Origin of the sequence: Altererythrobacter sp. C41, from assembly GCF_016803135.1 — a bacterium.
Classification (GTDB): domain Bacteria; phylum Pseudomonadota; class Alphaproteobacteria; order Sphingomonadales; family Sphingomonadaceae; genus Pelagerythrobacter.
In genome coordinates this window covers 267,353-288,552 of the sequence record NZ_JAEVFE010000002.1, presented here as the reverse complement: position 1 = coordinate 288,552, position 21,200 = coordinate 267,353, and the positions used below count along the sequence as shown (strand labels likewise).

Annotated in this window: 18 protein-coding genes; 8 read left to right on the top strand and 10 right to left on the bottom strand. The window is 68.5% G+C overall.

Annotated elements, in window-relative coordinates; genetic code table 11:
* Positions 1-10 precede the first annotated feature (10 nt).
* Together JNO53_RS05275 and JNO53_RS05270 are read left to right on the top strand one after the other, a co-directional pair.
* Positions 11-1,021 (top strand): hypothetical protein, encoded by a 1,011-nt coding sequence (locus JNO53_RS05275; RefSeq protein ID WP_203108397.1) that lies wholly within the window; start codon positions 11-13, stop codon positions 1,019-1,021.
* A 39-nt stretch (positions 1,022-1,060) separates the two neighbouring features.
* Positions 1,061-2,140, top strand: coding sequence for a DUF3667 domain-containing protein (locus JNO53_RS05270; protein ID WP_203108395.1), 1,080 nt, complete (start codon positions 1,061-1,063; stop codon positions 2,138-2,140).
* Between the two features lie 44 nt (positions 2,141-2,184).
* On the opposite strand, the gene ftsH is transcribed toward JNO53_RS05270, so the two are convergent.
* From ftsH to JNO53_RS05240, 6 genes are all read right to left on the bottom strand, one after another.
* Complete coding sequence (gene ftsH, locus JNO53_RS05265) at positions 2,185-4,140, bottom strand: ATP-dependent zinc metalloprotease FtsH (RefSeq protein ID WP_203108393.1); 1,956 nt, start codon at positions 4,138-4,140, stop codon at positions 2,185-2,187.
* Between the two features lie 87 nt (positions 4,141-4,227).
* A complete protein-coding gene (locus JNO53_RS05260; RefSeq protein WP_338015301.1) occupies positions 4,228-5,211 on the bottom strand; it encodes a HupE/UreJ family protein in 984 nt (327 codons plus the stop codon).
* Positions 5,208-6,011 carry a peptidyl-prolyl cis-trans isomerase gene (locus JNO53_RS05255; RefSeq protein ID WP_203108391.1) on the bottom strand — a complete coding sequence of 268 codons (804 nt, stop codon included), beginning with the start codon at positions 6,009-6,011 and terminating at the stop codon, positions 5,208-5,210. The genes JNO53_RS05260 and JNO53_RS05255 overlap by 4 nt, the downstream gene beginning before the upstream one ends.
* Complete coding sequence (locus tag JNO53_RS05250) at positions 6,008-7,972, bottom strand: DUF3604 domain-containing protein (RefSeq protein WP_203108389.1); 1,965 nt, start codon at positions 7,970-7,972, stop codon at positions 6,008-6,010. Before JNO53_RS05250 ends, JNO53_RS05255 begins: the two co-directional genes overlap by 4 nt.
* Before the next feature lie 83 nt (positions 7,973-8,055).
* Positions 8,056-8,658 (bottom strand): exopolysaccharide biosynthesis protein, encoded by a 603-nt coding sequence (locus JNO53_RS05245; RefSeq protein ID WP_203108387.1) that lies wholly within the window; start codon positions 8,656-8,658, stop codon positions 8,056-8,058.
* A 48-nt stretch (positions 8,659-8,706) separates the two neighbouring features.
* The gene (locus JNO53_RS05240) at positions 8,707-9,159 is read right to left on the bottom strand and encodes a MaoC family dehydratase (protein ID WP_203108385.1); all 453 of its coding nucleotides are present in this window, start codon (positions 9,157-9,159) and stop codon (positions 8,707-8,709) included.
* A gap of 114 nt (positions 9,160-9,273) precedes the next feature.
* Between JNO53_RS05240 and glpD the strand changes: the two genes are divergently transcribed.
* From glpD to JNO53_RS05210, 6 genes are all read left to right on the top strand, one after another.
* Positions 9,274-10,752: a glycerol-3-phosphate dehydrogenase gene (gene glpD, locus JNO53_RS05235; protein ID WP_203108383.1), complete on the top strand. Its 1,479-nt coding sequence runs from the start codon at positions 9,274-9,276 to the stop codon at positions 10,750-10,752.
* Between the two features lie 79 nt (positions 10,753-10,831).
* The gene (gene putA, locus JNO53_RS05230) at positions 10,832-13,960 is read left to right on the top strand and encodes a bifunctional proline dehydrogenase/L-glutamate gamma-semialdehyde dehydrogenase PutA (RefSeq protein ID WP_203108381.1); all 3,129 of its coding nucleotides are present in this window, start codon (positions 10,832-10,834) and stop codon (positions 13,958-13,960) included.
* A gap of 52 nt (positions 13,961-14,012) precedes the next feature.
* Positions 14,013-14,543 (top strand): hypothetical protein, encoded by a 531-nt coding sequence (locus JNO53_RS05225; protein ID WP_203108379.1) that lies wholly within the window; start codon positions 14,013-14,015, stop codon positions 14,541-14,543.
* Between the two features lie 202 nt (positions 14,544-14,745).
* Positions 14,746-15,300, top strand: coding sequence for a dCTP deaminase (dcd, locus tag JNO53_RS05220; protein ID WP_203108377.1), 555 nt, complete (start codon positions 14,746-14,748; stop codon positions 15,298-15,300).
* Between the two features lie 68 nt (positions 15,301-15,368).
* Complete coding sequence (locus JNO53_RS05215) at positions 15,369-16,544, top strand: saccharopine dehydrogenase family protein (RefSeq protein WP_203108375.1); 1,176 nt, start codon at positions 15,369-15,371, stop codon at positions 16,542-16,544.
* A gap of 87 nt (positions 16,545-16,631) precedes the next feature.
* On the top strand, positions 16,632-17,093 hold the full coding sequence (locus JNO53_RS05210; RefSeq protein WP_203108373.1) for a DoxX family protein: 462 nt from the start codon (positions 16,632-16,634) through the stop codon (positions 17,091-17,093).
* Positions 17,094-17,117: 24 nt separating this feature from the next.
* On the opposite strand, the gene JNO53_RS05205 is transcribed toward JNO53_RS05210, so the two are convergent.
* From JNO53_RS05205 to JNO53_RS05190, 4 genes are all read right to left on the bottom strand, one after another.
* Positions 17,118-19,316 carry a TonB-dependent receptor gene (locus JNO53_RS05205; RefSeq protein ID WP_203108371.1) on the bottom strand — a complete coding sequence of 733 codons (2,199 nt, stop codon included), beginning with the start codon at positions 19,314-19,316 and terminating at the stop codon, positions 17,118-17,120.
* Positions 19,317-19,396: 80 nt separating this feature from the next.
* The gene (locus JNO53_RS05200) at positions 19,397-19,546 is read right to left on the bottom strand and encodes a hypothetical protein (protein WP_203108369.1); all 150 of its coding nucleotides are present in this window, start codon (positions 19,544-19,546) and stop codon (positions 19,397-19,399) included.
* Between the two features lie 12 nt (positions 19,547-19,558).
* Positions 19,559-20,011 carry a hypothetical protein gene (locus tag JNO53_RS05195; RefSeq protein WP_203108367.1) on the bottom strand — a complete coding sequence of 151 codons (453 nt, stop codon included), beginning with the start codon at positions 20,009-20,011 and terminating at the stop codon, positions 19,559-19,561.
* A 166-nt stretch (positions 20,012-20,177) separates the two neighbouring features.
* On the bottom strand, positions 20,178-21,113 hold the full coding sequence (locus tag JNO53_RS05190; RefSeq protein WP_203109033.1) for a formylglycine-generating enzyme family protein: 936 nt from the start codon (positions 21,111-21,113) through the stop codon (positions 20,178-20,180).
* Positions 21,114-21,200 lie beyond the last annotated feature (87 nt).

Sequence of the window (21,200 nt, the reverse complement as noted above, 5' to 3'; positions counted from 1 at the left end):
GCGCCCAACCATGAGCTCGCATCGAATCGACGGAGCGCCCGTGGGCGAGGAGATCGCGTTTCTCCATCGCATGGACAGCGTCGAAGGCGAAGCGATCGTGGTGTCGACCGACCGGTCGCGGCTCGCCAGCGCGAGCTTTCTCGACGGGCGGGAGACCTTCTGGCGAGAACAGGCCCTGCGCCCGCTCGACTTGCGGCCGACCAGCGCGGAGAAGGCGACCCGGTTCGTGTTCCACGTCGGCTTTGCCGGCTCGACGCTGCTGGCGCGGCTGCTCGACTGGCCAGGTCAGGTCACTGCGCTCAAGGAACCGCAGTGCCTCGCCGACATCGCCGGACAGCGCGAACTGATCGCCGCGGGCAAGGCGATCGCCCCGCTCGAACCCCTGCTGGATTACGCGCTGTCGGAACTCGGTAAAGTCGGCGGCAACGGGATATCGGTCGTGGTCAAGCCGACCAACTGGGTCAATTCGCTGCTGCCCGAGCTCTGCGCGCCCGGCCGGATCGAGCATGCCGTGTTCGTCTCGATGAAACGGCGGCGCTACCTCGGCGCGACATTCCGCGGCGGCAATGATCGGCTGGCATTCTGCGCTCGTCTCGCCAGCCAGATCGCGCCGGTCGTAAGGGGCGGCAATGCGCTGATGCAATCCGCGATGGGGAACACGCCCGATCCGTTCGAGCGGATGGCGCGGATCATGGCACTGCTTCACTGGCTTCAGGAAACGCTGTTCGACGATGCCATAGCGCGCAATGGCTGGCCGGATGCCGTGCGGATCGATTTCGAGAGCATCGTCGCCAATCCCGAAGGCATCGTGCAGCAGGCGCAGGAGCAACTCGGCCTGCCCGTGCTCCCGCCCGAGCCGGAACGCGCCGCCATCCTGATGAAGCGTCACACGAAGGACCCGTCCAGCCCGTTCCAGCCCGCGATCCATGCGCGCGCGGACGAATTCATCGAAGAACGCTACGGCGCTTGCTTCGACCGGGCCCTGGAATGGCTGGACGCCGCGATCGGGCAGCTGGACTGACCTCTTCCATCACCGCCCGCGCAGGACTAGAACGCGCGCATGACAGGGGATATCGGCGAGGGGATGGCGGAGATCGCCACGGGGGCTCTGGCGGCGCGCGCGGTCGAACCGAACCGCGGGGAGGCGTCGCCCGGAGCGAACGGCCATACGCACGAGAGCGCCTGTCTCAACTGCGGCGCAGCGCTGGCCGGGCCGCACTGCCACAACTGCGGCCAGCGGGCGCACGTCCACCGCACGCTGCGGGCCTTCTTCCACGATCTGCTGCACGGCGTGCTCCACTTCGAAGGCAAGACCTGGCGCACCCTGCCGCTGCTCGTGTGGCAGCCGGGCAAGCTGACCCGCGAATATATCGACGGCAAACGCGCCAGCTACGTCAGCCCGATCGCGCTGTTCCTGTTCGTCGTGTTCCTGAGCTATGCCCTGTTCAGCGCGCTCGGCGGATCGACCGCGTTCGCGCCCGACGTCAGCGGGATGGAGCAGGTCAAGTCGGCCTACGCCACCAATCAGAAAGAGCTCGCCGAACTGCAGGGGAAGCGCGAGCGGAACCTGGACGACCCAGCCGACCTGGCCGAGATCGACGAGCGCATTGCCGAGCTCAAGGAGGACCAGCAGGGCCTGGAAATGGTCATCGGCGGGGTCGGCAGCGAGTTCGAGACCAATTTCAGGAAAGGGTTCGAGAACAACCCGCTTCCCGAAGGCAACGCCCTCACCGCCGCGTGGAAGAAGGCGACCGAGAACCCGCAGCTCACGATCTACAAGCTGCAGACCAACGCCTACAAGTTCAGCTGGATGCTCATTCCGCTGAGCGTGCCCTTCGTCTGGCTGCTGTTCCCGTTTGCGCGCCGCTTCAAGGGCTACGATCACACGGTCTTCACCACCTATTCGATCGCTTTCATGATCGCCCTGGCCGCGCTGTCGAGCCTGCTGTTCTATTTCGGCATGCCGGGCATCGGCGGGCTGCTGCTGTTCTACGCGCCCTACCATATGTACCGGCAGATCCGCGGCGCCTACGGCACCAGCCGCTTCGGCGCCCTGTGGCGGATGCTGGCGCTGAGCCTGTTCGCCTGGATCGCGATCAGCTTCTTCCTGATGGCGATCGGCTGGATGGCCGGACACTGACCGGCCTCGAGCGAGGCCGGCCAGCTATCCGACAGTCCTGACGGTCAGGCGCCTTGCGGGGCGCCCTCGTTGCCGCCGAAGCGCTTGCCCGCCTTCGGGATCGCCGAGCCGGTGACCGGCCGAACGGTCCGGCCGACCGGCTGGTCGGGGCGGTCGATCTTGCCACTGTCGAGCAGTTCGCGAATCTCGTCGCCGGTCAACGTCTCGTATTCGAGCATGGCCTGGGCGAGCAGGTGGAGCTTGTCCTCCTGCGTCTTGAGGATCTCGGTCGCGCGGTTGTGCGCGCCTTCGATCAACTGGCGGATCTCGGCATCGATCAGCTTGTTGGTCTCGCTCGAACCCATCGTGCGCGCGGTCTGGCCCATGCCGAGATAGCCTTCCTGGCTCTCCTCGTACTGCAAGGGACCGAGCTTGTCGGACATGCCCCACTTGGTGACCATGTTGCGCGCCAGCTTGGTCGCATACTGGATGTCGGACGAGGCGCCGCTCGAGACCTTGTCGTGGCCGAAGATGATCTCCTCCGCCACGCGCCCGCCCATCGCGACCGCGAGGTCGGCGTGCATCTTGTCGCGGTGATACGAGTAGTTGTCCCGCTCCGGCAAGCGCATGACCATGCCCAGCGCGCGGCCGCGCGGGATGATCGTGGCCTTGTGGATCGGGTCCGACGCCGGCTCGTTGAGGCTGACGAGCGCGTGACCGGCCTCGTGATAGGCGGTCATCTTCTTCTCGTCGTCGGTCATGACCATCGAGCGGCGCTCGCTCCCCATCATGACCTTGTCCTTGGCGTCCTCGAACTCCTGCATTGCGACCAGGCGCTTGTTGCGCCGGGCCGCCAGAAGCGCGGCCTCGTTGACGAGGTTGGCGAGGTCCGCGCCGGAGAAGCCGGGCGTGCCGCGCGCGATCGTGCGCGGGTTGACGTCGGGCGCCAGCGGCACCTTCTTCATGTGCACGGCGAGGATCTTCTCACGCCCGTCGACGTCGGGCACCGGCACCACGACCTGCCGGTCGAAGCGGCCCGGGCGCAGCAGCGCCGGGTCGAGCACGTCGGGGCGGTTGGTCGCCGCGATGATGATGATGCCCTCGTTCGCCTCGAACCCGTCCATCTCGACGAGGAGCTGGTTCAGCGTCTGCTCGCGCTCGTCGTTCGAGTTGCCGAGGCCGTGGCCGCGATGGCGGCCGACGGCGTCGATCTCGTCGATGAACACGATGCACGGCGCGTTCTTCTTCGCCTGTTCGAACATGTCGCGCACGCGGCTGGCGCCGACGCCGACGAACATCTCGACGAAGTCGGAGCCGGAGATGGTGAAGAACGGCACGCCCGCCTCGCCCGCGATGGCGCGGGCGAGCAGGGTCTTGCCGGTGCCGGGCGAGCCGACCAGCAGCGCACCCTTGGGGATCTGGCCGCCGAGCTTGGAAAAGCGCTGCGGATCCTTGAGGAACTCGACGATCTCCTCCAGCTCCTCGCGCGCCTCGTCGATGCCGGCAACGTCGTCGAAGGTCACCTTGCCCTGCCGCTCGGTCAGCATCTTGGCCTTCGACTTGCCGAAGCCCATCGCGCCGCCGCCGCCGCCCTTCTGCACCTGGCGCAGCGCGAAGAAGGCGATGCCGAGGATCAGGATGAACGGCAGCGACTGGATCAGCACCGCGAGCAGGATGTTCATCCGCTCGGGCGCGGTGCCGGTATATTCGACGCCGTTCGCGTCGAGCAGCTCGGTCAGCCGCGTGTCGTTGGTGACGGGCACGGTGCTGAACGTCTCGCCGTTGTCGAGCGTGCCGGTGATCTGCTCGGGCGAGATCGTGACGTTCTTGACCAGGCCCGCCTCCACGTTCTCGCGGAAGGTCGAATAGCCCATCTCCGTGCCGGCCGGCTGCCCGGCATTGCCGAACATCGACACCAGGAGCACGAGCGCGAGGAAAATCCCGCCCCAGACCATGAGGCTCTTGATCCAGGGATTGGGACCGTTGCCTTCCGGGTCGCCAGGCTGCTTGTCGTCGTTCATCGGAACAGGAATCCTTTCGCCGCACAATGTAGGGGCGGGCGGGTGAATGGCAAGATAACGGGAGCCCGTCTGCCGCAGGGCGGCGCGTCAGCCGATCACTCTGTCGATCAGCCAGTAGGATCCGGTGATGCCGATGCCGTAGACGGCGACTCGCAAACCGGTCGCCATGGCGGGCTGCGCAAGGCGGTCGAGCGCGGCGAGCAGCGCCATCAGGGCCGCGACGACGAGCAGTTGCCCGGCCTCGACCCCGAGGTTGAAAGCGAGCAGCGCAGCGGCGATCTCCCCCTCCGGCAAGCCGATCGAGGCAAGCGCGCCGGCGAAGCCGAAACCGTGCAGCAGCCCGAAAGCGAACGCGATCGCCCAGGGGTAGCGCAGCGTCCAGCTTTCCTCCCCCTTGCGCAGCCGCACGATCTCGAGCGCGAGGAACACGATCGACAGCGCGATCAGCGCCTCGACCGGGCGCTGCGGCATGCCGAGCAGCCCGAGCGAGGCGCCCGCGAGCGTGATCGAATGCGCCACGGTGAAGGCGGTCGCGGCGAAGACCACCGGCCGCCAGCGGCGCAGCAGCAGGACCAGCGCGATCACGAACAGCAGATGATCCCAGCCGAGCAGGATGTGCTCGACCCCGATCACGAAATAGCTCTCGAGCACCTGCATCCGGTCGGGCCGCGCGGGGATTGTCGCGCGCGGTTCGGCCGATGTGAGGCGCAGCGCCTGAACGGGATCGCCGAGCGGGGCGACGCGCACGAGCATGTCGGCCTGCCCGATCAGCCCCGGCATACCGATCATGCCGCCGCGCACCGTGCCGTCGCAGCGCGCCTCCGCCGTACCGACGATGGCGAGGCCGGCGACACCCTGCGCCACCGCGCCGGAATAACCGCAGTTCGCAGGCAGGTTGGGCGGCGGCGGTGCTTCGAGCGGCGGCGCCGTGAACGGCTCCTTCCACGCGAGGCGCCACTCGCCGGGAGCGGTCTCGGTGAACTCGAGGTAGCCGGGACGCAGCTCGTCCGCACTGGCTGGCGCGGCGATCAGCGCCGAGAGCGCCAGCAGCAGGGCGGCGAGCCACCTCACCGCGCGATCGTAACCTGGTAGGCGCCGCGCAGCAGCGCATAAGCCTCGTCGCGGCGCCGCGCGATCGTTTCCGCGCGCCAGTCGTTCTCGACCCGCTCGCGGATCTCCGCCAGCGGCGGCACTTCGCCGGCCTCCCGCGTGCGCAGGCGGACCACGTGCCAGCCAAAGCCCGAGGCCACCGGGCCCGACCAGCCGTCGCCGGGCTCCACCGCATCGAGCGCGCCGACGAAGGCTTCGCCGAATTGCTCGGCCGCGCGGCTTCGCGAGGCGCCTTCGACCGAGAGCGGGAGCGAGATCGGCTCGCCCTCCACCACATCGCCCGCCCGCAAGCGGCCCAGCGCCGCCTCCGCCGCGGCGCGATCGGCGAAGAAGCGCTGGTCGAAACCGTAGCGGACCTCGCGCGCGAAGCGCTCGGGATGATCCGTCAGCCACTTGGCCAGCACCTCATCCGAAGGTTCGACGGTCTCGGCCATGCTCTGCGCGAGGAAGTCCATCTTGTTCGCCATCCGCTTGCGCACCACGGCATCGTCGCGGTCGAGCCCGAGCCGCAGCGCCTCGCGGTAAAGCACTTCCTCACGCACGTATTGCTCGGTCAGCGTATCGAGCTCGGCGTCGGTCGGCGGGCGCTTCATGGTCCGCTCGTACTGCAGCGCGAGCCGGGCGCGGTCTTCCAGACCGACGTCGATCGTGCGGCTCGCCGGATCGGCGGGCTCGCCCTGCCAGGCGAACAGGGCGAAGAGCGCCGCTCCGGCGGCGAGGAAATGCACCATCGGTTCGCGGGTCCAGCGCGGCAGGGTCATCCGCGAAGCCCCGCGCGCGCGAACCAGCCGGCCTGCCGCTCGGCGCGGGGTGCCGGGTCTGCCGGGCCGAGCCAGATCGGCGAGGTATAGGCGCGCTCCTGCGCCACCGCGTCCGCCATTGCTTCGGGCAGAAGCTCGATCCCGAAGCGCACCGCGTCGTAGAGCGTCCAGCGCGGTGTCGGGATCGCGAGCACGCGGACGTAGTAGAACGCGCTCTCGCCCTCGCGGTAATCGGGATCGGTCCAGACCGCGCGCAGTTCCGGCGCGCCGATCGTGTTGGCATAGGTCCCCGTCTCGCGGTCGACCGTATCGCCGACCGCGGGCACCTTGCCGCCCGCCATCGGCCGCTCGCCCATGTCCGACCAGACGACGTCGTGGACCTTCTCGTGCAGCACGCCATCGGCGGTGATCCAGCCCTTCACGATCTGCACCCGGTCGAGGTGCGCGCCTTCCGGGTCCTTGAGCGCGGAGACCATGAAGGTCGGCGCCTTGCCTTCGTCGACCAGCTTGCCGCCCATCGGCACGCCGCGGGTGTAGCCGGCGCGGACCCAGTCGCCTTTCCAATCCTCCTCTGTGAAGTCGAACCCGCCGAACAGGCGCACGGTCATGCGCGGACCGGTGGTGGCGTAGACCTCTCGCCGCATCATCGCGTCGAAGATCTCGGCCCGCGTGTTCGCCTTCGCCCAGACCGCGGCATAGCCGCCCGCCATGTAGTGCCAGCCGAACCGGCCCACTTCGGTGCCGAGGTCCTGCGGCTCCAGCGCGCGGTCCTCGATCGCCGGTTCGTTGCCGGTGTGCTTGCCGAAGAAGTTGTCCTCGTCCGCAGTCGCGAGCGAGGTGTGGCTGTCGGTCGAGCCGATCATGCCGAAGGCATACGGATTAACCCCCGTGCGCTGCTCGATCGAGAGGCCGCGTTTGAGCGCCTCGCGCAAGTATTCGCCAGCCAGCATCGTATCGGCCTTGCGCTCGGTCAGCGGCAGGTTGCCGAGTTCCCACCCGGCGTCGCCGAAGCTGGCGAACTCGTCGTTGGGCGAGAGGAACGGGTGCGATTCGCTGTCGCCCTTGATCTGCGTCGCCTCGACCACCGGCTCGCGCATCGCGCGGCGCCGGGCGTAGTCGGCGCTCATCGGCCCGCCCTGCGAATCGGTCAGCTCGAACATCAGGCCGTTCGAGAGGTTGGAGTTGTGCGGTATCGCGAGCGTCCTGCCGCCGGTCGCCTCCTCGTAGGCATCCATGTAGTCCCACAAGTCGTCGACCGGCCCCTGCAGGCCCGGATAGGGCAGGACCTGACTGGTCCGCGCATAGCCGTCGCGGAACATGACCACGCGGTGGAGATTGTTGCCGCCGGGCATCAGCGTGTATTCGAAGCCGGCGAGCGGCGTGAACTCGCCGGGCTGATAGTAGCGGTCGATCAGCCGCAAGTGCGCGTCCCAGATCTCGCGCATGTTCTCCTCGCGGCCTTCGGGATCGCGGAACGCCTCGGGCAGCGAGTCGGTCGCCGCGGCGTCGATCAGCTCGGCGACGGCGCGCTGCGACTGCTCGGGGCTCTCGTGCATCATGTCGTGCCAGCGCCGCAGCGTGGGATCGCGGATCAGCAGGCGCGGCGCGTCGTAGAGCCGGCGCATGGCGCCGAGCCCGTCCGAATGGTCGGCGATGACGAGGAAGTCGAGCGGACGCGAAAGCCTGGCCTTGGTCCCCGTGCTCGAGGTCACCTCGTCCCCGCGCGCGAACTTGAGCGCCTCTTCCGGCCCCAGCCGCGTGCCGAAGCCGAAGGCGTCGATGGAATTGTCGGTGTGAAGGTGGGTGTCGCCCCAGAGGACCTGCTGCGGAAACTCCGCAATCTCGACCGCCGCCTCCGCGTCGGCCGCGCGCTGCGCCTCGCGCTCGGCACCGTCGCATCCGGCCAGCGCCAGCGACGCCGCCAGTGCCAGGCCCGTCGCCACCATCCTCGATCCCGCCATCGCATCCTCCCCCCGGATATGCGTCGTCCTGCGGCCCGGGGGTACAATGACACAGCGGGGCGCGCCGTCAAGCGCAGGGGAGATCAGCCGGCGAGGCTGCCCGAGGCGACGAGCGCGATCACGACCCCGAGCGCGCCGAGCGAGAGCGTGAACGCGATCAGCATCAGCAGCCCGTCGCGCACCATGAGCGCGAGGCCGAAGGCGGCGATCGCGATCATCGGCGCCGAGCTCGCGAAGGGCAGCAGTTCGAGCGGCGGAACCATGCAGCACAGCAGCAGGATCACCGCAGCGGCAGCCCGGGGCCAGAGCCCTTTGGTGAGCCACTTGAGCCGGCCCCTGAACCAGCGGTCGATCGCCGCCGCTGCGCCGTCGAGATGATGCGCCGCCCGCGCCAGCCGGTCGCCGTTGACCGCCCTGCGCTCGATGAACGGCGGCAGCCAGACATGGTCACGCCCGAGCAGGAGCTGGCCTGCGATCAGTCCGATCGACAGCGCGAGCAGGCTCGGGACACCGGGAATCCCGCCGATCGGGGACAGCTCGATCAGCGGCAGCAGCAGCAGGATCGGGCCGAAGCTGCGCCGCCCGAACTCGTCGAGCGCGTCGCCGACGCAGACCTCGTCGCGCCGCTCGCCGAGATCCTCGATCCCTTCGAGCACTTCCTCGATGCTGTGCGGTTCCTGGTTCATAGGCCTGCCGTCAGGAACGGGCAGGTCGCCGTTCGGCTCCCGCCGCCGTCAGCCGGGCTTCTTCTTCAGAAGGGCGGTGCGCTCGCAGCGGCAGACGACCTCGCCGCGCTGGTTGAGCATCTCGTGGGTGAAGGTGACGATTCCAGCGCCGGGCCGCGATTTCGATTCGCGCAGCGCGGTGACCTCGCTGGTCGCGCGCAGCGTGTCGCCGATCGCGACCGGCTTGGGCATCGCGACTTTGTCGTAGCCGAGATTGGCGACGAGCGTGCCCAGCGTCGTCTCGCCGACGCTCACGCCGACCATCAGCGCAAAGGTGAAAGTGCCGTTGACGAGGATCTGGCCGAACTCGGACTCGCGCGCCGCCTCGGCATCGAGATGGAGCGGCTGCGGGTTGTGGGTCATCGTCGTGAACAGCAGATTGTCGGTCTCGGTCACGGTGCGGCGGATCTCGTGCTCGATCCGGTCGCCCACCTGCCATTCGTCGAAATAGCGGCCTGCCATCCTCTGCGCTCCCAAGTCTTCGTCGGCAGCGCCATAGCCGCCCGGCAGCGCCAGGCAAACAACGTGGCGCAAATCGCTCGCCTCGCGCGGCACGGGCCGATAGGGCCGGCGTGCATGTTCGACCTTCTCGTTATCGGCGGCGGCATCAACGGCGCCGGGATCGCACGCGACGCCGCCGGGCGGGGGATGAAAGTCGCGCTGGTCGAGAAGGACGATCTCGCCAGCCACACGTCCTCGGCCAGCACCAAGCTGGTTCACGGCGGCCTGCGCTATCTCGAACACTACGAGTTCCGCCTCGTGCGCGAGGCACTGCACGAGCGGGAGGTTCTGCTCAGGATCGCCCCGCATCTCGTGCGTCCGATGCGCTTCGTCCTGCCGCACGACAGAGGGCTGCGGCCCAAGTGGATGCTGCGGCTCGGGCTGTTCCTCTACGACCATATCGGCGGGCGGCGAACCCTGCCGGGCAGTCGCGGGATAGACCTGCGCAAGCCGCCGCACGAGGCGATCCTGCAGGACCGTTTCCGGCGCGGGTTCGAGTACTCCGACTGCTGGGTGGACGATGCACGGCTGGTGGCTCTGAACGCCGTGGACGCGCGCGAACGCGGCGCCGAGGTGATGACCCGCACCGAATGCATCGCCCTCGACCGGGTCGGCGAGCACTGGCGCGCGACGCTGCGCGCCGGCGGCGCGGGTAAGACCGTCCGGGCGCGGGCGGTGGTGAACGCCGCGGGGCCCTGGGTGGACAGCGTGGCGGCCATGGCGACCGGCGGCCGGGCGGAGGCGCACCTGCGGCTGGTCAAGGGCAGCCATATCGTGATCCGCCGCAAGTTCGACGGGCCGCACGCCTATATCTTCCAGAACGGGGACGGCCGGATCGTCTTCGCCATTCCCTACGAGCGCGACTTCACGCTGATCGGGACGACCGACCAGCTGTTCGAAGGCGACCCCGATGCGGTGGCGATTTCGGAAGAGGAGCGCGACTACCTCTGCGCCGCGGCGAGCGAGTATTTCCGCGAGCCGGTCGAGGCTGGCGACGTCGTCTTCACCTACGCCGGAATCCGTCCGCTCTACGAAGACAATGCCGCGAGCAACGCGACCGTGACGCGCGACTACGTCTTCGCCATCGACGCACCTGCCAGCGAGACGGGTGGGGCTCCGCCGCTGCTCAGCGTCTATGGCGGGAAGATCACGACCTACCGCAAGCTCGCGGAGCATGCGCTGGAACGGCTCGGAGAGCACCTCGCCCTGCCCGACGCGCCGTGGACCGCCGACGCCGCGCTCCCCGGGGGCGACTTCGAGCACGGCTTCGACGCGTTCGTGGCGGAGGTTCGCGCGATTTGGCCGTGGCTCCCGGAAGAGACCGCGCTACGCTTCGCCCGCGCCTATGGAACGCGGATCGAGCGCATCATCGGGCGCGCGCAATCGCTCGCCGACCTGGGGCGCGATCTCGGCGGCGGGATGACCGAAGCGGAGGCGGACTATCTGCGCCGCGAGGAGTTTGCGCACACGGCCGAGGACCTGCTCTGGCGGCGCAGCAAACTCGGCTTACATATGGCTGCGGAAGCCCCTGAAATCGTGGCGGCAGCGCGCTGAAGCGACTTCGCTTGATTGCCGCGGGCGCCGCGTCCAAGGGGCGCTCGAACCCCTCCCCTTTCAGCCGAGTCGCACGAAAATGCCCGTTTCCGCCCCGCTTGAACGTACCGCCATCCGCGTCGCCTACCGGCAGGAGGAGGGCGCATGCATCGCCGAGCGGCTGCGACAGGCTGCGCCTGCCGGCGCGCTCCACGGCGAGGCTGCGGCGCTTGCCGGGCGGCTGATCAAGGGCGCGCGGGGACGCAAGGCAAGCGGGATCGACGCCTTCCTGCAGCAGTTCGGCCTCGCGACAGAGGAAGGCATCGCGCTGATGTGCCTTGCCGAAGCGCTGCTGCGCGTGCCCGACAACGCTACCGCCGATGCGCTGATCCGCGACAAGATCGGCGACATCGACTGGTCGGAGCATCTGGGCGAATCGAGCTCCACTTTCGTCAACGCCGCGACCTTCTCGCTGATGCTGACGGGCGAAGTGCTCGAACGGCCCGAGGAGCACCAGAAGGGCATGGGCGCGACGGTGAGGCGCGCGATCGGCCGCCTGGGGGAGCCGGTGATCCGCAAGGCGACCTTGCAGGCCATGCGCATCCTCGGCGGGCAGTTCGTCTTCGGCCGTACGATCGACGAGGCGCTCAAGCGCGCCGCGCCCGAGCGGGCGAAGGGGCTGACGCACAGCTTCGACATGCTCGGCGAAGCGGCGATGACCTTCCACGACGCCGAACGCTACCGTCTGGCCTACGAGCGCGCGATCGAGCGGCTGTCGCGCGAGACCGAGGGCGGCATGGCGGGCTCGCCCGGCATCTCGGTCAAGCTCTCGGCGCTCTACCCGAAGTACGACTACTTCCATGCCGAGGCGGCGACGCAGGCGCTCGTGCCCATGCTGAAGGATCTCGCGGCCAAGGCGCGCGATGCGGACATGCATTTCACGATCGACGCAGAGGAAGCCGAGCGGCTCGAGCTGTCGCTCGACATCATCGAGGCGCTGGTGGCCGACGACGCGCTCTTCGCGCGCCGCGACGGCAGCGCATGGGAGGGCTTCGGCCTCGCCATCCAGGCCTACCAGAAGCGCGGCGTGCCGCTGTGCGACTGGATCGCCAAGCTCGCCCGGCGCCACGGCCGGCGGCTGATGGTGCGCTTGGTCAAGGGCGCTTATTGGGACACCGAGATCAAGCTGAGCCAGGTCGGCGGATTCAAGGATTTCCCGGTCTTCACGCGCAAGGTCGCGACCGACGTGTCCTACCTCGCCTGCGCCGCCAAGCTGCTCGAAGCGCGCGACGTGCTCTATCCGGCTTTCGCTACGCACAACGCCTACACGATCGGCGCGGTCAAGGCGCTGGCGGGCAGGGGTGAAGGCGAGTTCGAGTTCCAGCGGCTGCACGGCATGGGCGAGGAAGTCTACGCCGAGCTCGCCGCGGTCGAGGGCAACCGCCGCACCCCGGTGCGGATCTACGCCCCGGTCGGCACGCACAAGGACCTGCTGGCCTATCTTGTGCGCCGCCTGCTCGAGAACGGGGCGAACTCCAGCTTCGTCAACCGCATGGCCGACGCGGAAGTGCCGGTGGAGGAGCTGACCGGCGACCCGGTAGCCGAACTCGCCGCGACCGAACCCCGCCGCAATCCCGCCATTCCTCTGCCCGCCGACATCTTCCCCGGTCGCCGCAACAGCGCCGGGATCGACATCTCGGATCCGCTGGTGCGCGAGCCGCTGCTCGAACGGCTGGCGGTGCTCGACGCACGCCGCTGGCATGCCGAGCCGACCTTCCGCTCGCCCGAGCAGGGCGAAGTCGCGCCGATCACCGAGCCGCAGGATCTGACCCACGAGGTCGGGACGCGGCGCGATGCGCTGCCGGAGGAGATCGACGTCGCGATCACCCGTGCCATGGCGATCCAGCCCGGCTGGGACTCGCTCGGCGGCGAGAAGCGCGCGCTGCTGCTCGAAGCCGCCGCGGACCGGTTCGAGGCACATACCGACGAGATCCTCAGCCTGTGCCAGCGCGAAGCGGGCAAGACGCTGATGGACGCCATTCTCGAACTGCGCGAAGCGGTCGACTTCCTGCGCTACTACGCCAACGAGGCGCGGCGGCTGTTCTCCGCGCCGATCCCCCTACCCGGCCCGACCGGCGAGGAGAACCGGCTGAGCCTGCACGGGCGCGGCGTGTTCGCGACGATCAGCCCGTGGAACTTCCCGCTCGCGATCTTCATCGGCCCAGCCGCCGCGGCGCTGGCCGCCGGCAACACGGTGATCGCCAAGCCGGCCGAGCAGACGCCGCTGATCGCCGCGCTGGCGGTCAAGCTGTGCCACGAGGCGGGCATTCCCGAGGACGTTTTCCAGCTTCTCCCCGGCGCGGGGGAGGTGGGCCAGTTCATCACCTCCGATCCGCGCCTCGCAGGCGTCGCCTTCACCGGCTCGACCCAGACCGCGCAGGCGATCAACCGCACGCTCGCCGCGCGCGAGGGGCCGATCGCGACGCTGATCGCCGAGACCGGCGGGCAGAACGCGATGATCGTCGACAGTTCGGCCCTGCCCGAGCAGGTGACGCGCGACGTGGTCAACAGCGCCTTCCAGAGCGCCGGCCAGCGCTGCAGCGCGCTACGCGTGCTCTACCTGCAGGAAGATGTCGCCGACGAGACGCTGGCGATGATCAAGGGCGCGTTCGAGGCGCTGACGATCGGCGATCCCGAAGAACTGCCGACCGACGTGGGTCCGGTGATCGACCCCGACGCCAAGGCCGCGCTCGAACGCCACGTCGCGCGGCGCAAGAAGCACGGCCGCATGGTCTGGCGGCGCAAGATGCCGCGCAGCACGGCGGCCGGATGCTTCGTCGCGCCGACCATCATCGAGATCGATTCGATCCTCGACCTCAGGCGCGAGAACTTCGGCCCGGTGCTCCACGTCGTGCGCTTCAAGGCGAGCGAGCTCGGCCGGGTGATCGAGGACATCAACGCCACCGGCTACGGCCTCACGCTCGGCCTCCACAGCCGGATCGAGGCGACCCGCCGCTTCGTCGAGGCGCGCGCGCGGGTCGGCAATTTCTACGTCAACCGCAACCAGATCGGCGCGGTAGTCGAAAGCCAGCCGTTCGGCGGCGAGGGCATGTCCGGCACCGGCCCCAAGGCGGGCGGCCCGCACTACGTCGCGCGCTTCGCGACCGAGCGCGTGGTCTGCATCGACACCACCGCGGCCGGCGGCAACGCGAGCCTGCTGGCAAGCTGAGGCGGAGGCATTGTGTTGCAGCGCGTCGCGCCCGTTTGCTAGAGCGGACGCGATGCGCCGCTTCGCCGCCCTGATCCTCTCGCTCGTCGCGCTCGCCTGGTCGGTCGGGGCGGCGGCCGAGGTTCGGATGAGCTTCCACAGCTTCAACGGCTCGGTCGTCTTCGGCCGCTTCCCGCATACCTTCATCGTGCTGGAAGGGACTCTCGACAAGACCGGCCAGCCGATCGACGAGAACTACGGCTTCACCGCGAAGACGATCTCGACGCGCCTTCTCAACGAGCCGGTCGAGCACGCCGTGCTGGCCGAGGAAGACAAGTACATCCGCGAAACCAATCGCCATTTCACGGTGACTCTCACCGACGCGCAATACTGGCAGGTGCGCGCCGAAGTGGCGAAATGGCGCGATGCGCCGGGCAAGTACTACGACCTCGACAGGCGCAACTGCATCCACTTCGTCGGCGCCATGGCGCAGATTGCCGGGCTGCGGGTGGACTATCCCGAGGACATGCTGCGTCGGCCGAAGAAGTGGCTCAATCACATTACCCGGCTGAACCCGCAGCTCGGCGCCGAACCGATCGACTAGCATTCGCCCCCCTCCTCTTCGGAGGAGGGGCAGCGAGACTTGGTGAAGCGAAGCTGAGCCTAGTCGCGCAGCGGGGGTGGTGCTTGCCCCAGGCGCGACGCTGGCGCGTCGCCACCACCCCCTGCCCCCCTCCTCTAAAGAGGAGGGGGAAAAGATGATGCATTCCCTTGCCCCCTCCGCTCTGCTCGGGAATCACCGGCGCATGGCGATTCTTTCCGACCGGTGGATCCGGCAACAAGCGACCGAGAAGGGCATGATCGAGCCTTTCGTCGAAGCGCAGCGGCGCGAAGGCTGCATCTCCTACGGCCTGTCGAGCTATGGCTACGACGCGCGCGTGGCGGACGAGTTCAAGATCTTCACCAACGTCGACAGCGCGGTGGTCGACCCCAAGGATTTCGCCGCCAATTCCTTCGTCGACCGCAAGACCGATGTCTGCGTGATCCCGCCCAACTCCTTCGCCCTTGCCCGCACGGTCGAATACTTCCGCGTGCCGGAGGACGTGCTGGTCATCTGCCTCGGCAAGAGCACCTATGCGCGCTGCGGGATCATCGTGAACGTCACCCCGCTCGAGCCGGGCTGGGAGGGCCACGTGACGCTGGAATTCTCCAACACCACACCGTTGCCGGCGAAAATCTACGCCAACGAAGGCGCCTGCCAGTTCCTCTTCCTCCAGGGCAACGAGCGCTGCGAGACGAGCTACCGGGACCGGGCGGGCAAATACATGGGTCAGCTCGGGGTGACGCTGCCGCGGCTGTAGCGCCGGCACTGGCATCGCTCGCGGAAATGGCGCATCCTGCTCCCGCTGAATGCGGCTGGAGAGCAGGAATGGCCGACAGGGAATTCGACATCGTCGTCTACGGGGCGACCGGCTACACCGGGCGGCTCGTCGCCGAACATTTCGTCCGCGAATATGGCGGCACGCCGGATGCGCCGAAATGGGCCATGGCCGGGCGAAGCCTGACCAAGCTGCAGGACGTGCGCGCCGCGATCGGCGCTCCGGCCGATACGCCGCTGATCGTCGCGGACGCCGACGACCCGGCGAGCCTGGATGCCATGTGCCGCCGCACACGCGTGGTGCTGACCACGGTCGGCCCCTACCAGCTCTACGGCGATGCGCTGGTCGCCGCCTGCGTCCGCACCGGCACCGACTATGCCGACCTGTGCGGCGAGCCGGGCTGGATGCGCGAGCAGATCGACCTGCATCACGAGGCGGCGAAGGCGAACGGCGCGCGGATCTGCTTTTCCAGCGGCTTCGATTCGATCCCCTTCGATCTCGGCGTGCTGATGCTGCAGAAGGAGGCCGTGAAGCGCTTCGGCAGGCCCGCCCCGCGCGTGCGCGGCCGCGTGCGGGCGATGAAGGGCACATTCTCGGGCGGCACCGCCGCCAGTCTCTCCGCCACGGTCAAGGCGGTGGCGGAGAATCCCAGGCTCGTTCCCATTCTGCAGAGCCCCTTCGGGTTGACGCCGGGCTTCGACGGTCCGGACCAGCCGATGGGCCTCGTGCCGCATTACGAGGACGATCTCGGCAAATGGGCGGCACCGTTCATCATGGCGACGATCAACACCAAGAATGTCCACCGCACGAACTTCCTCGCCGGTTTCCCTTATGGCGAGGATTTCCGCTACGACGAGATGATGCTGACCAGCCCGGGCGAGGCCGGCCAGGCCGCCGCGAACGCGGTGGCCGAGATGCTCAAGAACCCGTTCGGCGCCAAACCCCCGAAGCCGGGGGAAGGCCCGAGCCGGGAAGAGCGGGAGAACGGCTTCTACGACGTGCTCTTCATCGGCGAGATGCCCGGCGGGGAGCGGCTCCACTTCGGCGTGAAGGGCAGATACGATCCGGGCTACGGCTCGACCAGCCGCATGCTGGCGGAAACCGGCATGGCGCTGCCGGGCAGCGAGGTGCCGGGCGGTGTGGGCACCCCCGGCTACTTCCTCGGCGAAGCGCTGGTGAAGCGGCTGGAGGAGCATGCCGAGATCGCCTTCGCGCCCGAGGATTGACGGCGCCGCGGGCTCGCGGCGCGATGGCCATTTTCCAGTGCCGAGCGTTGGCCCGGCAGGAAATCACGGGGAAGAGGAGAGCAACCAATGTCTGCCATTGCCGCTATCATCGGCCGCATCATGCTGGCCGTCATCTTCATCCTGTCGGGGATCGGGAAGATCGTCGATCCGGCGGGGACGGCCGAATATATCGAAAGCGCGACGACGCTGCCGGGCAGCCTCGCCCTGCCGACCGGCGTGTTCGAGCTGGTCCTGGGGCTGATGCTCGCGGTCGGCCTGATGACGCGGATCGCCTCGATCCTGCTGGCAGGCTTCACGCTGCTCGCGGCGTTCTTCTTCCATAACGAGCTGGGCGACCAGGCCCAGCTCACCGCTGCGCTCAAGAACCTCGCCATGGCCGGCGGTCTACTGCTGGTTTTCGCCTACGGCCAGATGCGTGGCAGCTTCGATTACATGCGCGAACGCAACCGCACGCGCAAAGCCGAGCTGCGCGCCGCGCATGCCGAAGGCAAGGCCGAGGGGCTGGCCACCCACACCACCGCCGACTGACCGGCGGCGTGCGGGCGGCTATTCCTAGAAACTCGTCCGCACGCTCAGCTTGAAGTTGCGGCCGGCGAGCGGCACGAAATCCTTCGTGAAGCTCGCATGGCGGCGGCCCTCAACGTCGAAGATGTTGTCCGCCTGCAGCAGGACCGTGAGGTTGTCGTTTCCGCGCATCGGCTTCCACGCGAGCGAGGCGTTGACGTGGGTGAAGCTGTCGGTCTCGGTCTCGAACGGCGCGATACGGTCCTGCTTGCCGAACCACTGCGCTTCGACCCGCGCGTCGAACGGCCCGGTCTGCGCCTCCAGCGCGCCGAGCAACCGCAGCGGGGGGATGCGCGGCAGCGGCGTGCCGTCGCTCAGCTCGGCGCGGATGTAGTCGCCGCGCAGGTCGGCGAGCAGCGTGAAGCCGTCGGCTTCATAGACAGGGTAGCTGACCTCGCCCTCGACCCCGAAGTAGCGCGCGTCGCCCTGCAGGTATTCGAACACCGGTAGCCCGTCTTCCTCCAGGCCGGTCTCGGAGAGGTAGATGTAGTTGTCGAACCAGTTGTTGAAGACCGCGAGGCTGACCGTGCCGTCGCCGATCGGGCCGCGCGCGAAAGCCTCGACGCCCCAGGCGCCTTCGACTTCGAGGTTCGGGTCGCCGATCTCGAATGCCTGGGTCGCGATGTGCGGGCCGTTCGACAGCAGCTCCTCGGCGCTCGGCGCGCGTTCCGCGCGGCTGCCGGTCACGCCGAAGCGCAAGCCTCCATCGGTCTCGTAGACCAGGCCGAGCGCGCCCGAGAACGTGTCGAACGAGCGCTGGAAACCGAGCACCTGCGATTCGACGTCGGTCGCCTCGTAGCGTCCCGCCAGCTCGAGCTGGAGCGGATCGAGCGCGATCTCCTGCAGGGTGAACACGGCGAACTGGTCGGTGCGGTTCTTCGGTACGTACGCCTCCGCCCCGTAGGCGTCGAAATCGCGGAAGTAGTACTGCACGCCGGTCGAGCCGCCCCAGCCGCCGCGGTCGTTCTGCTCCAGCTCGGCGCGGGCTTCGAGGCCCTTCACGTCGAACACGGTCCCGACCGCGTCGCCTTCGAATTCGGTGTGCGTATAGTCGCTGAAACCGACGCGCGTGTTCAGCGCAGAGAAGAATCCGTCGCCGAGCGCGAGCCGGCCGCGCATGTCGGCACGAAACTGCCTGAGGCCGATGGTGACGAGCTCGTCACCATGCTCGTGCTCCCCGCCTTCCTCGTGCTCATGCTCTTCCTCGTGGCCGTGCTCTTCCTCGCCGTGATGGTGGCTGGTGCCCGGGCGCATGGGCACGCCGTAGGTCGTGTCGTACCAGCCGATCGCCGCGCCGAGATTGCTGTCGCCCTCGAAGAAGGCGAAGCCGGTGTTGACGCTCCAGGTCTCGGTCCCGCTGTTCGGCAGCACGCCGCGCTGGCCGGCAAGCTCGCGCAGCTCCTCGGCCTCGTCGAGATGGCCCTCTTCCTCCTCGTGCTCCGCATCGTGGAGCAGGTCCTCACGCAGGCCGGGCGCGGCGGCATAGCCGGCGATCTCGAGATCGTCGGTCTTGCGGTAGGCCCCGTCGACGTGGACGACGAAACGGTCGCCCAGCGGCACGTCGAGCGACGCGCCGCCCTCGCGCAAGTCGGACGCGGTGTCGATGCCGGCGAGGGCATCGATGTGGAACGGCTCGTTCAGCCGGCGCAGCGGGATGCGCTTGTCGATCACGTTGACCGCGCCGCCGATCGCCTGGCTGCCGTAGAGCAGCACCGCGGGCCCGCGCAGGACCTCGATCCGCTCGGCCGTCAGCGGGTCGATCGAGGTCGCATGATCGGCCGAGGTGTTGGACACGTCGATCGCGCCGATCCCGTCGATCAGCACCTTGACCCGCTCGCCCGAGAAGCCGCGCAGAACCGGGCGCGAGGCGCCGGGCGAGAAGCTCGTCGCCGAGACGCCCGGGACCTTGGCCAGCACTTCCCCGAGCTGCCCGTCGAGATTGCGCTGCAGTTCCACGCCTTCCACGACCGAGGTGCCCGCGAGCACGTCGAGCTGCTCGAGGCCCGCGGCGGTGACCACGATTTCCCCGCTCGGGGCCACGCGCCGGTCGTGAAAGTCGTCGGGCTCGGGCGTCTCGCGCGCATCCTGCGCGCGGTCCTGAGCGTGAACGGGTACAGCCATGGCGCAGAGAGCGAGGCCGAGCGGAAGGACGAGCGGCCGCGCCGCGATTAGATGACGATACAACATATCGGGCGCTTCATAACGATTCCCGCCGCCATGTCCACAGCCGCTTTTCAGGGCAAATGGCAAAACCGCCGCCCGCCGTATCACCAGAGCAGCGGGGTCACCGGGTCCCGCGGAACGACGCGCGGTTCGGCGAGACCCCAGCGCCGCGCGATGAGCTGCGCGCCATCGGCGGCCCGGCCGGCGCGTTCGGCGAGCGAAGGGGCCGATTGGCGGCCGGCCATCTCATGCATGTGGCAGCTCCGTCATTGGCCGCCATCCCCGCCGGCGCCTCCCCCGTCGCTGCCGCCGTCCGCGCTGCCGCCCTCGCCATCATCCCTGGCGCGCATGATGATGACGCCGACGACCAGCATCACGACCACCATGATACCGTTGGAAACGAGATCGGAGAAAAGCTGGGTCTCGGTAAAGGGCACCGGCTCGACCGAAGGTTCGGGCAGCGACAGCACCTCGCCCAGATCGTCGCGCGCCGGCCAGAACGGGATCAGCGCGAATACCCAGGATCGCGGCTCGATCTCGACCGCCTGGCAGCTCCAGTCACTGTTCGGATACGTGCGACATTGCCGAACTTCGCCCGTGAAATGATCGGTGACGAGCGCGGTCCGCGGCGCGACGTGTTCGACCTCGTGCTGGAGTTCCATGTAGCCGAGCAGCGCCGCCATCCAGGCGAAAGCCAGGAAAAGGGTCAGATACCGCATGATGAGCGCCTCCTCCCGCCGGCCCGATCCGAACCAGCTTCCGGCCCGATCATGCCGCCTCGCGGGAATCCGGGCGAGCAGACTACAACGCTCCGGCGCGCCCGCACCACTTTCCGCCGCATGCACGTCGGGCTCGCACACGGCAGCACGCTGCCGGCCGCGTAAATCAGCGCCCTGAAGCGCCGCTCGCGCCGCGGCGCACGACGCAGCGAAAGCCTATATGGCTCGTCGCGCTGTCGATCTGCTGTGCGTGACGCGCAGCCGGCCGGTAGCGCTGGCAATAGTTCGCGGCGCACAGGTGCGACCCGCCCTTCAGCACCTTGCGGCCTATTCGCACCTCGGGCATCGCACTGTCATAGCTTTGGGCGCGCGTCGCTCCGCGCGGGTTGGGAATGGCACAGCAAGGCGACTTCGTGTTCGCCGCCTGCGGCGCGGCGTACCAGTCGCGCGTCCATTCCCAGACGTTCCCGATCATGTCGACCAGACCGTAATCGTTCGCCGGGAAGCGGCCGACCGGCGTGGTGCGATAATTGCCGTCGGCCTTGGTCGTCGCGACGGGAAACATGCCCTGCCAGTAATTGGCGAGAATCGCTCCGCCGGGTGCGAGCTCGTCGCCCCAGGCATAGTCCAGTCCGTCGCTGCCCCCGCGTGCGGCATATTCCCATTCCGCTTCGGTCGGCAGCGCTTTGCCGGCCCACTTGGCATAGGCCGCGGCATCCTCATAGGCGACGTGAACCACGGGGTGGTCGTCCAGCCCCTCGATCGAACTGTCGGGCCCGGTCGGATGGCGCCAGTCCGCGCCTTCGACGAAGTCCCACCACCATGACGGATCGTCGAGCGGAACGAGTGCCGCCGGCGGGCGAAAGACGAGCGATCCCGGCGCCACGCCATCGAGGTCGGCACCGGGATAGAGCTTGGGATCGGGGGGCCGTTCGACAAAGGTGCGATGGCCGGTCGCGGCGACGAACGCGGCAAACGCCGCATTGGTCACCGGCGCCTCGTCGATCCAGAAGCTGTCGACCTTGACCCGCCGGACCGGCGCCTCTTCGGGATAGAAGCGGTCTGAACCCATCGCAAAACTGCCGCCCTCGATCAGCCGCATGCCGGCGAGCGAGGGCCGGGATGCTCGAAAGGCGCGGTGGCGCGACTGGGCAGGCATTTGGTTCACTCCTTGTCGGGGAAGAGCGGC

Excerpts from the sequence above, each read along its gene's own strand:
- JNO53_RS05270 (WP_203108395.1), top strand. The coding sequence starts at position 1,061 with ATGACAGGGGATATCGGCGAGGGGATGGCGGAGATCGCCACGGGGGCT.
- JNO53_RS05195 (WP_203108367.1), bottom strand. The coding sequence starts at position 20,011 with ATGCGGTATCTGACCCTTTTCCTGGCTTTCGCCTGGATGGCGGCGCTG.
- JNO53_RS05210 (WP_203108373.1), top strand. The coding sequence starts at position 16,632 with ATGTCTGCCATTGCCGCTATCATCGGCCGCATCATGCTGGCCGTCATC.
- JNO53_RS05240 (WP_203108385.1), bottom strand. The coding sequence starts at position 9,159 with ATGGCAGGCCGCTATTTCGACGAATGGCAGGTGGGCGACCGGATCGAG.
- dcd (WP_203108377.1), top strand. The coding sequence starts at position 14,746 with ATGGCGATTCTTTCCGACCGGTGGATCCGGCAACAAGCGACCGAGAAG.
- putA (WP_203108381.1), top strand. The coding sequence starts at position 10,832 with ATGCCCGTTTCCGCCCCGCTTGAACGTACCGCCATCCGCGTCGCCTAC.
- JNO53_RS05200 (WP_203108369.1), bottom strand. The coding sequence starts at position 19,546 with ATGCATGAGATGGCCGGCCGCCAATCGGCCCCTTCGCTCGCCGAACGC.
- ftsH (WP_203108393.1), bottom strand. The coding sequence starts at position 4,140 with ATGAACGACGACAAGCAGCCTGGCGACCCGGAAGGCAACGGTCCCAAT.
- JNO53_RS05190 (WP_203109033.1), bottom strand. The coding sequence starts at position 21,113 with ATGCGGCTGATCGAGGGCGGCAGTTTTGCGATGGGTTCAGACCGCTTC.
- JNO53_RS05275 (WP_203108397.1), top strand. The coding sequence starts at position 11 with ATGAGCTCGCATCGAATCGACGGAGCGCCCGTGGGCGAGGAGATCGCG.
- JNO53_RS05225 (WP_203108379.1), top strand. The coding sequence starts at position 14,013 with ATGCGCCGCTTCGCCGCCCTGATCCTCTCGCTCGTCGCGCTCGCCTGG.
- glpD (WP_203108383.1), top strand. The coding sequence starts at position 9,274 with ATGTTCGACCTTCTCGTTATCGGCGGCGGCATCAACGGCGCCGGGATC.
- JNO53_RS05245 (WP_203108387.1), bottom strand. The coding sequence starts at position 8,658 with ATGAACCAGGAACCGCACAGCATCGAGGAAGTGCTCGAAGGGATCGAG.
- JNO53_RS05255 (WP_203108391.1), bottom strand. The coding sequence starts at position 6,011 with ATGACCCTGCCGCGCTGGACCCGCGAACCGATGGTGCATTTCCTCGCC.
- JNO53_RS05250 (WP_203108389.1), bottom strand. The coding sequence starts at position 7,972 with ATGGCGGGATCGAGGATGGTGGCGACGGGCCTGGCACTGGCGGCGTCG.
- JNO53_RS05215 (WP_203108375.1), top strand. The coding sequence starts at position 15,369 with ATGGCCGACAGGGAATTCGACATCGTCGTCTACGGGGCGACCGGCTAC.
- JNO53_RS05205 (WP_203108371.1), bottom strand. The coding sequence starts at position 19,316 with ATGTTGTATCGTCATCTAATCGCGGCGCGGCCGCTCGTCCTTCCGCTC.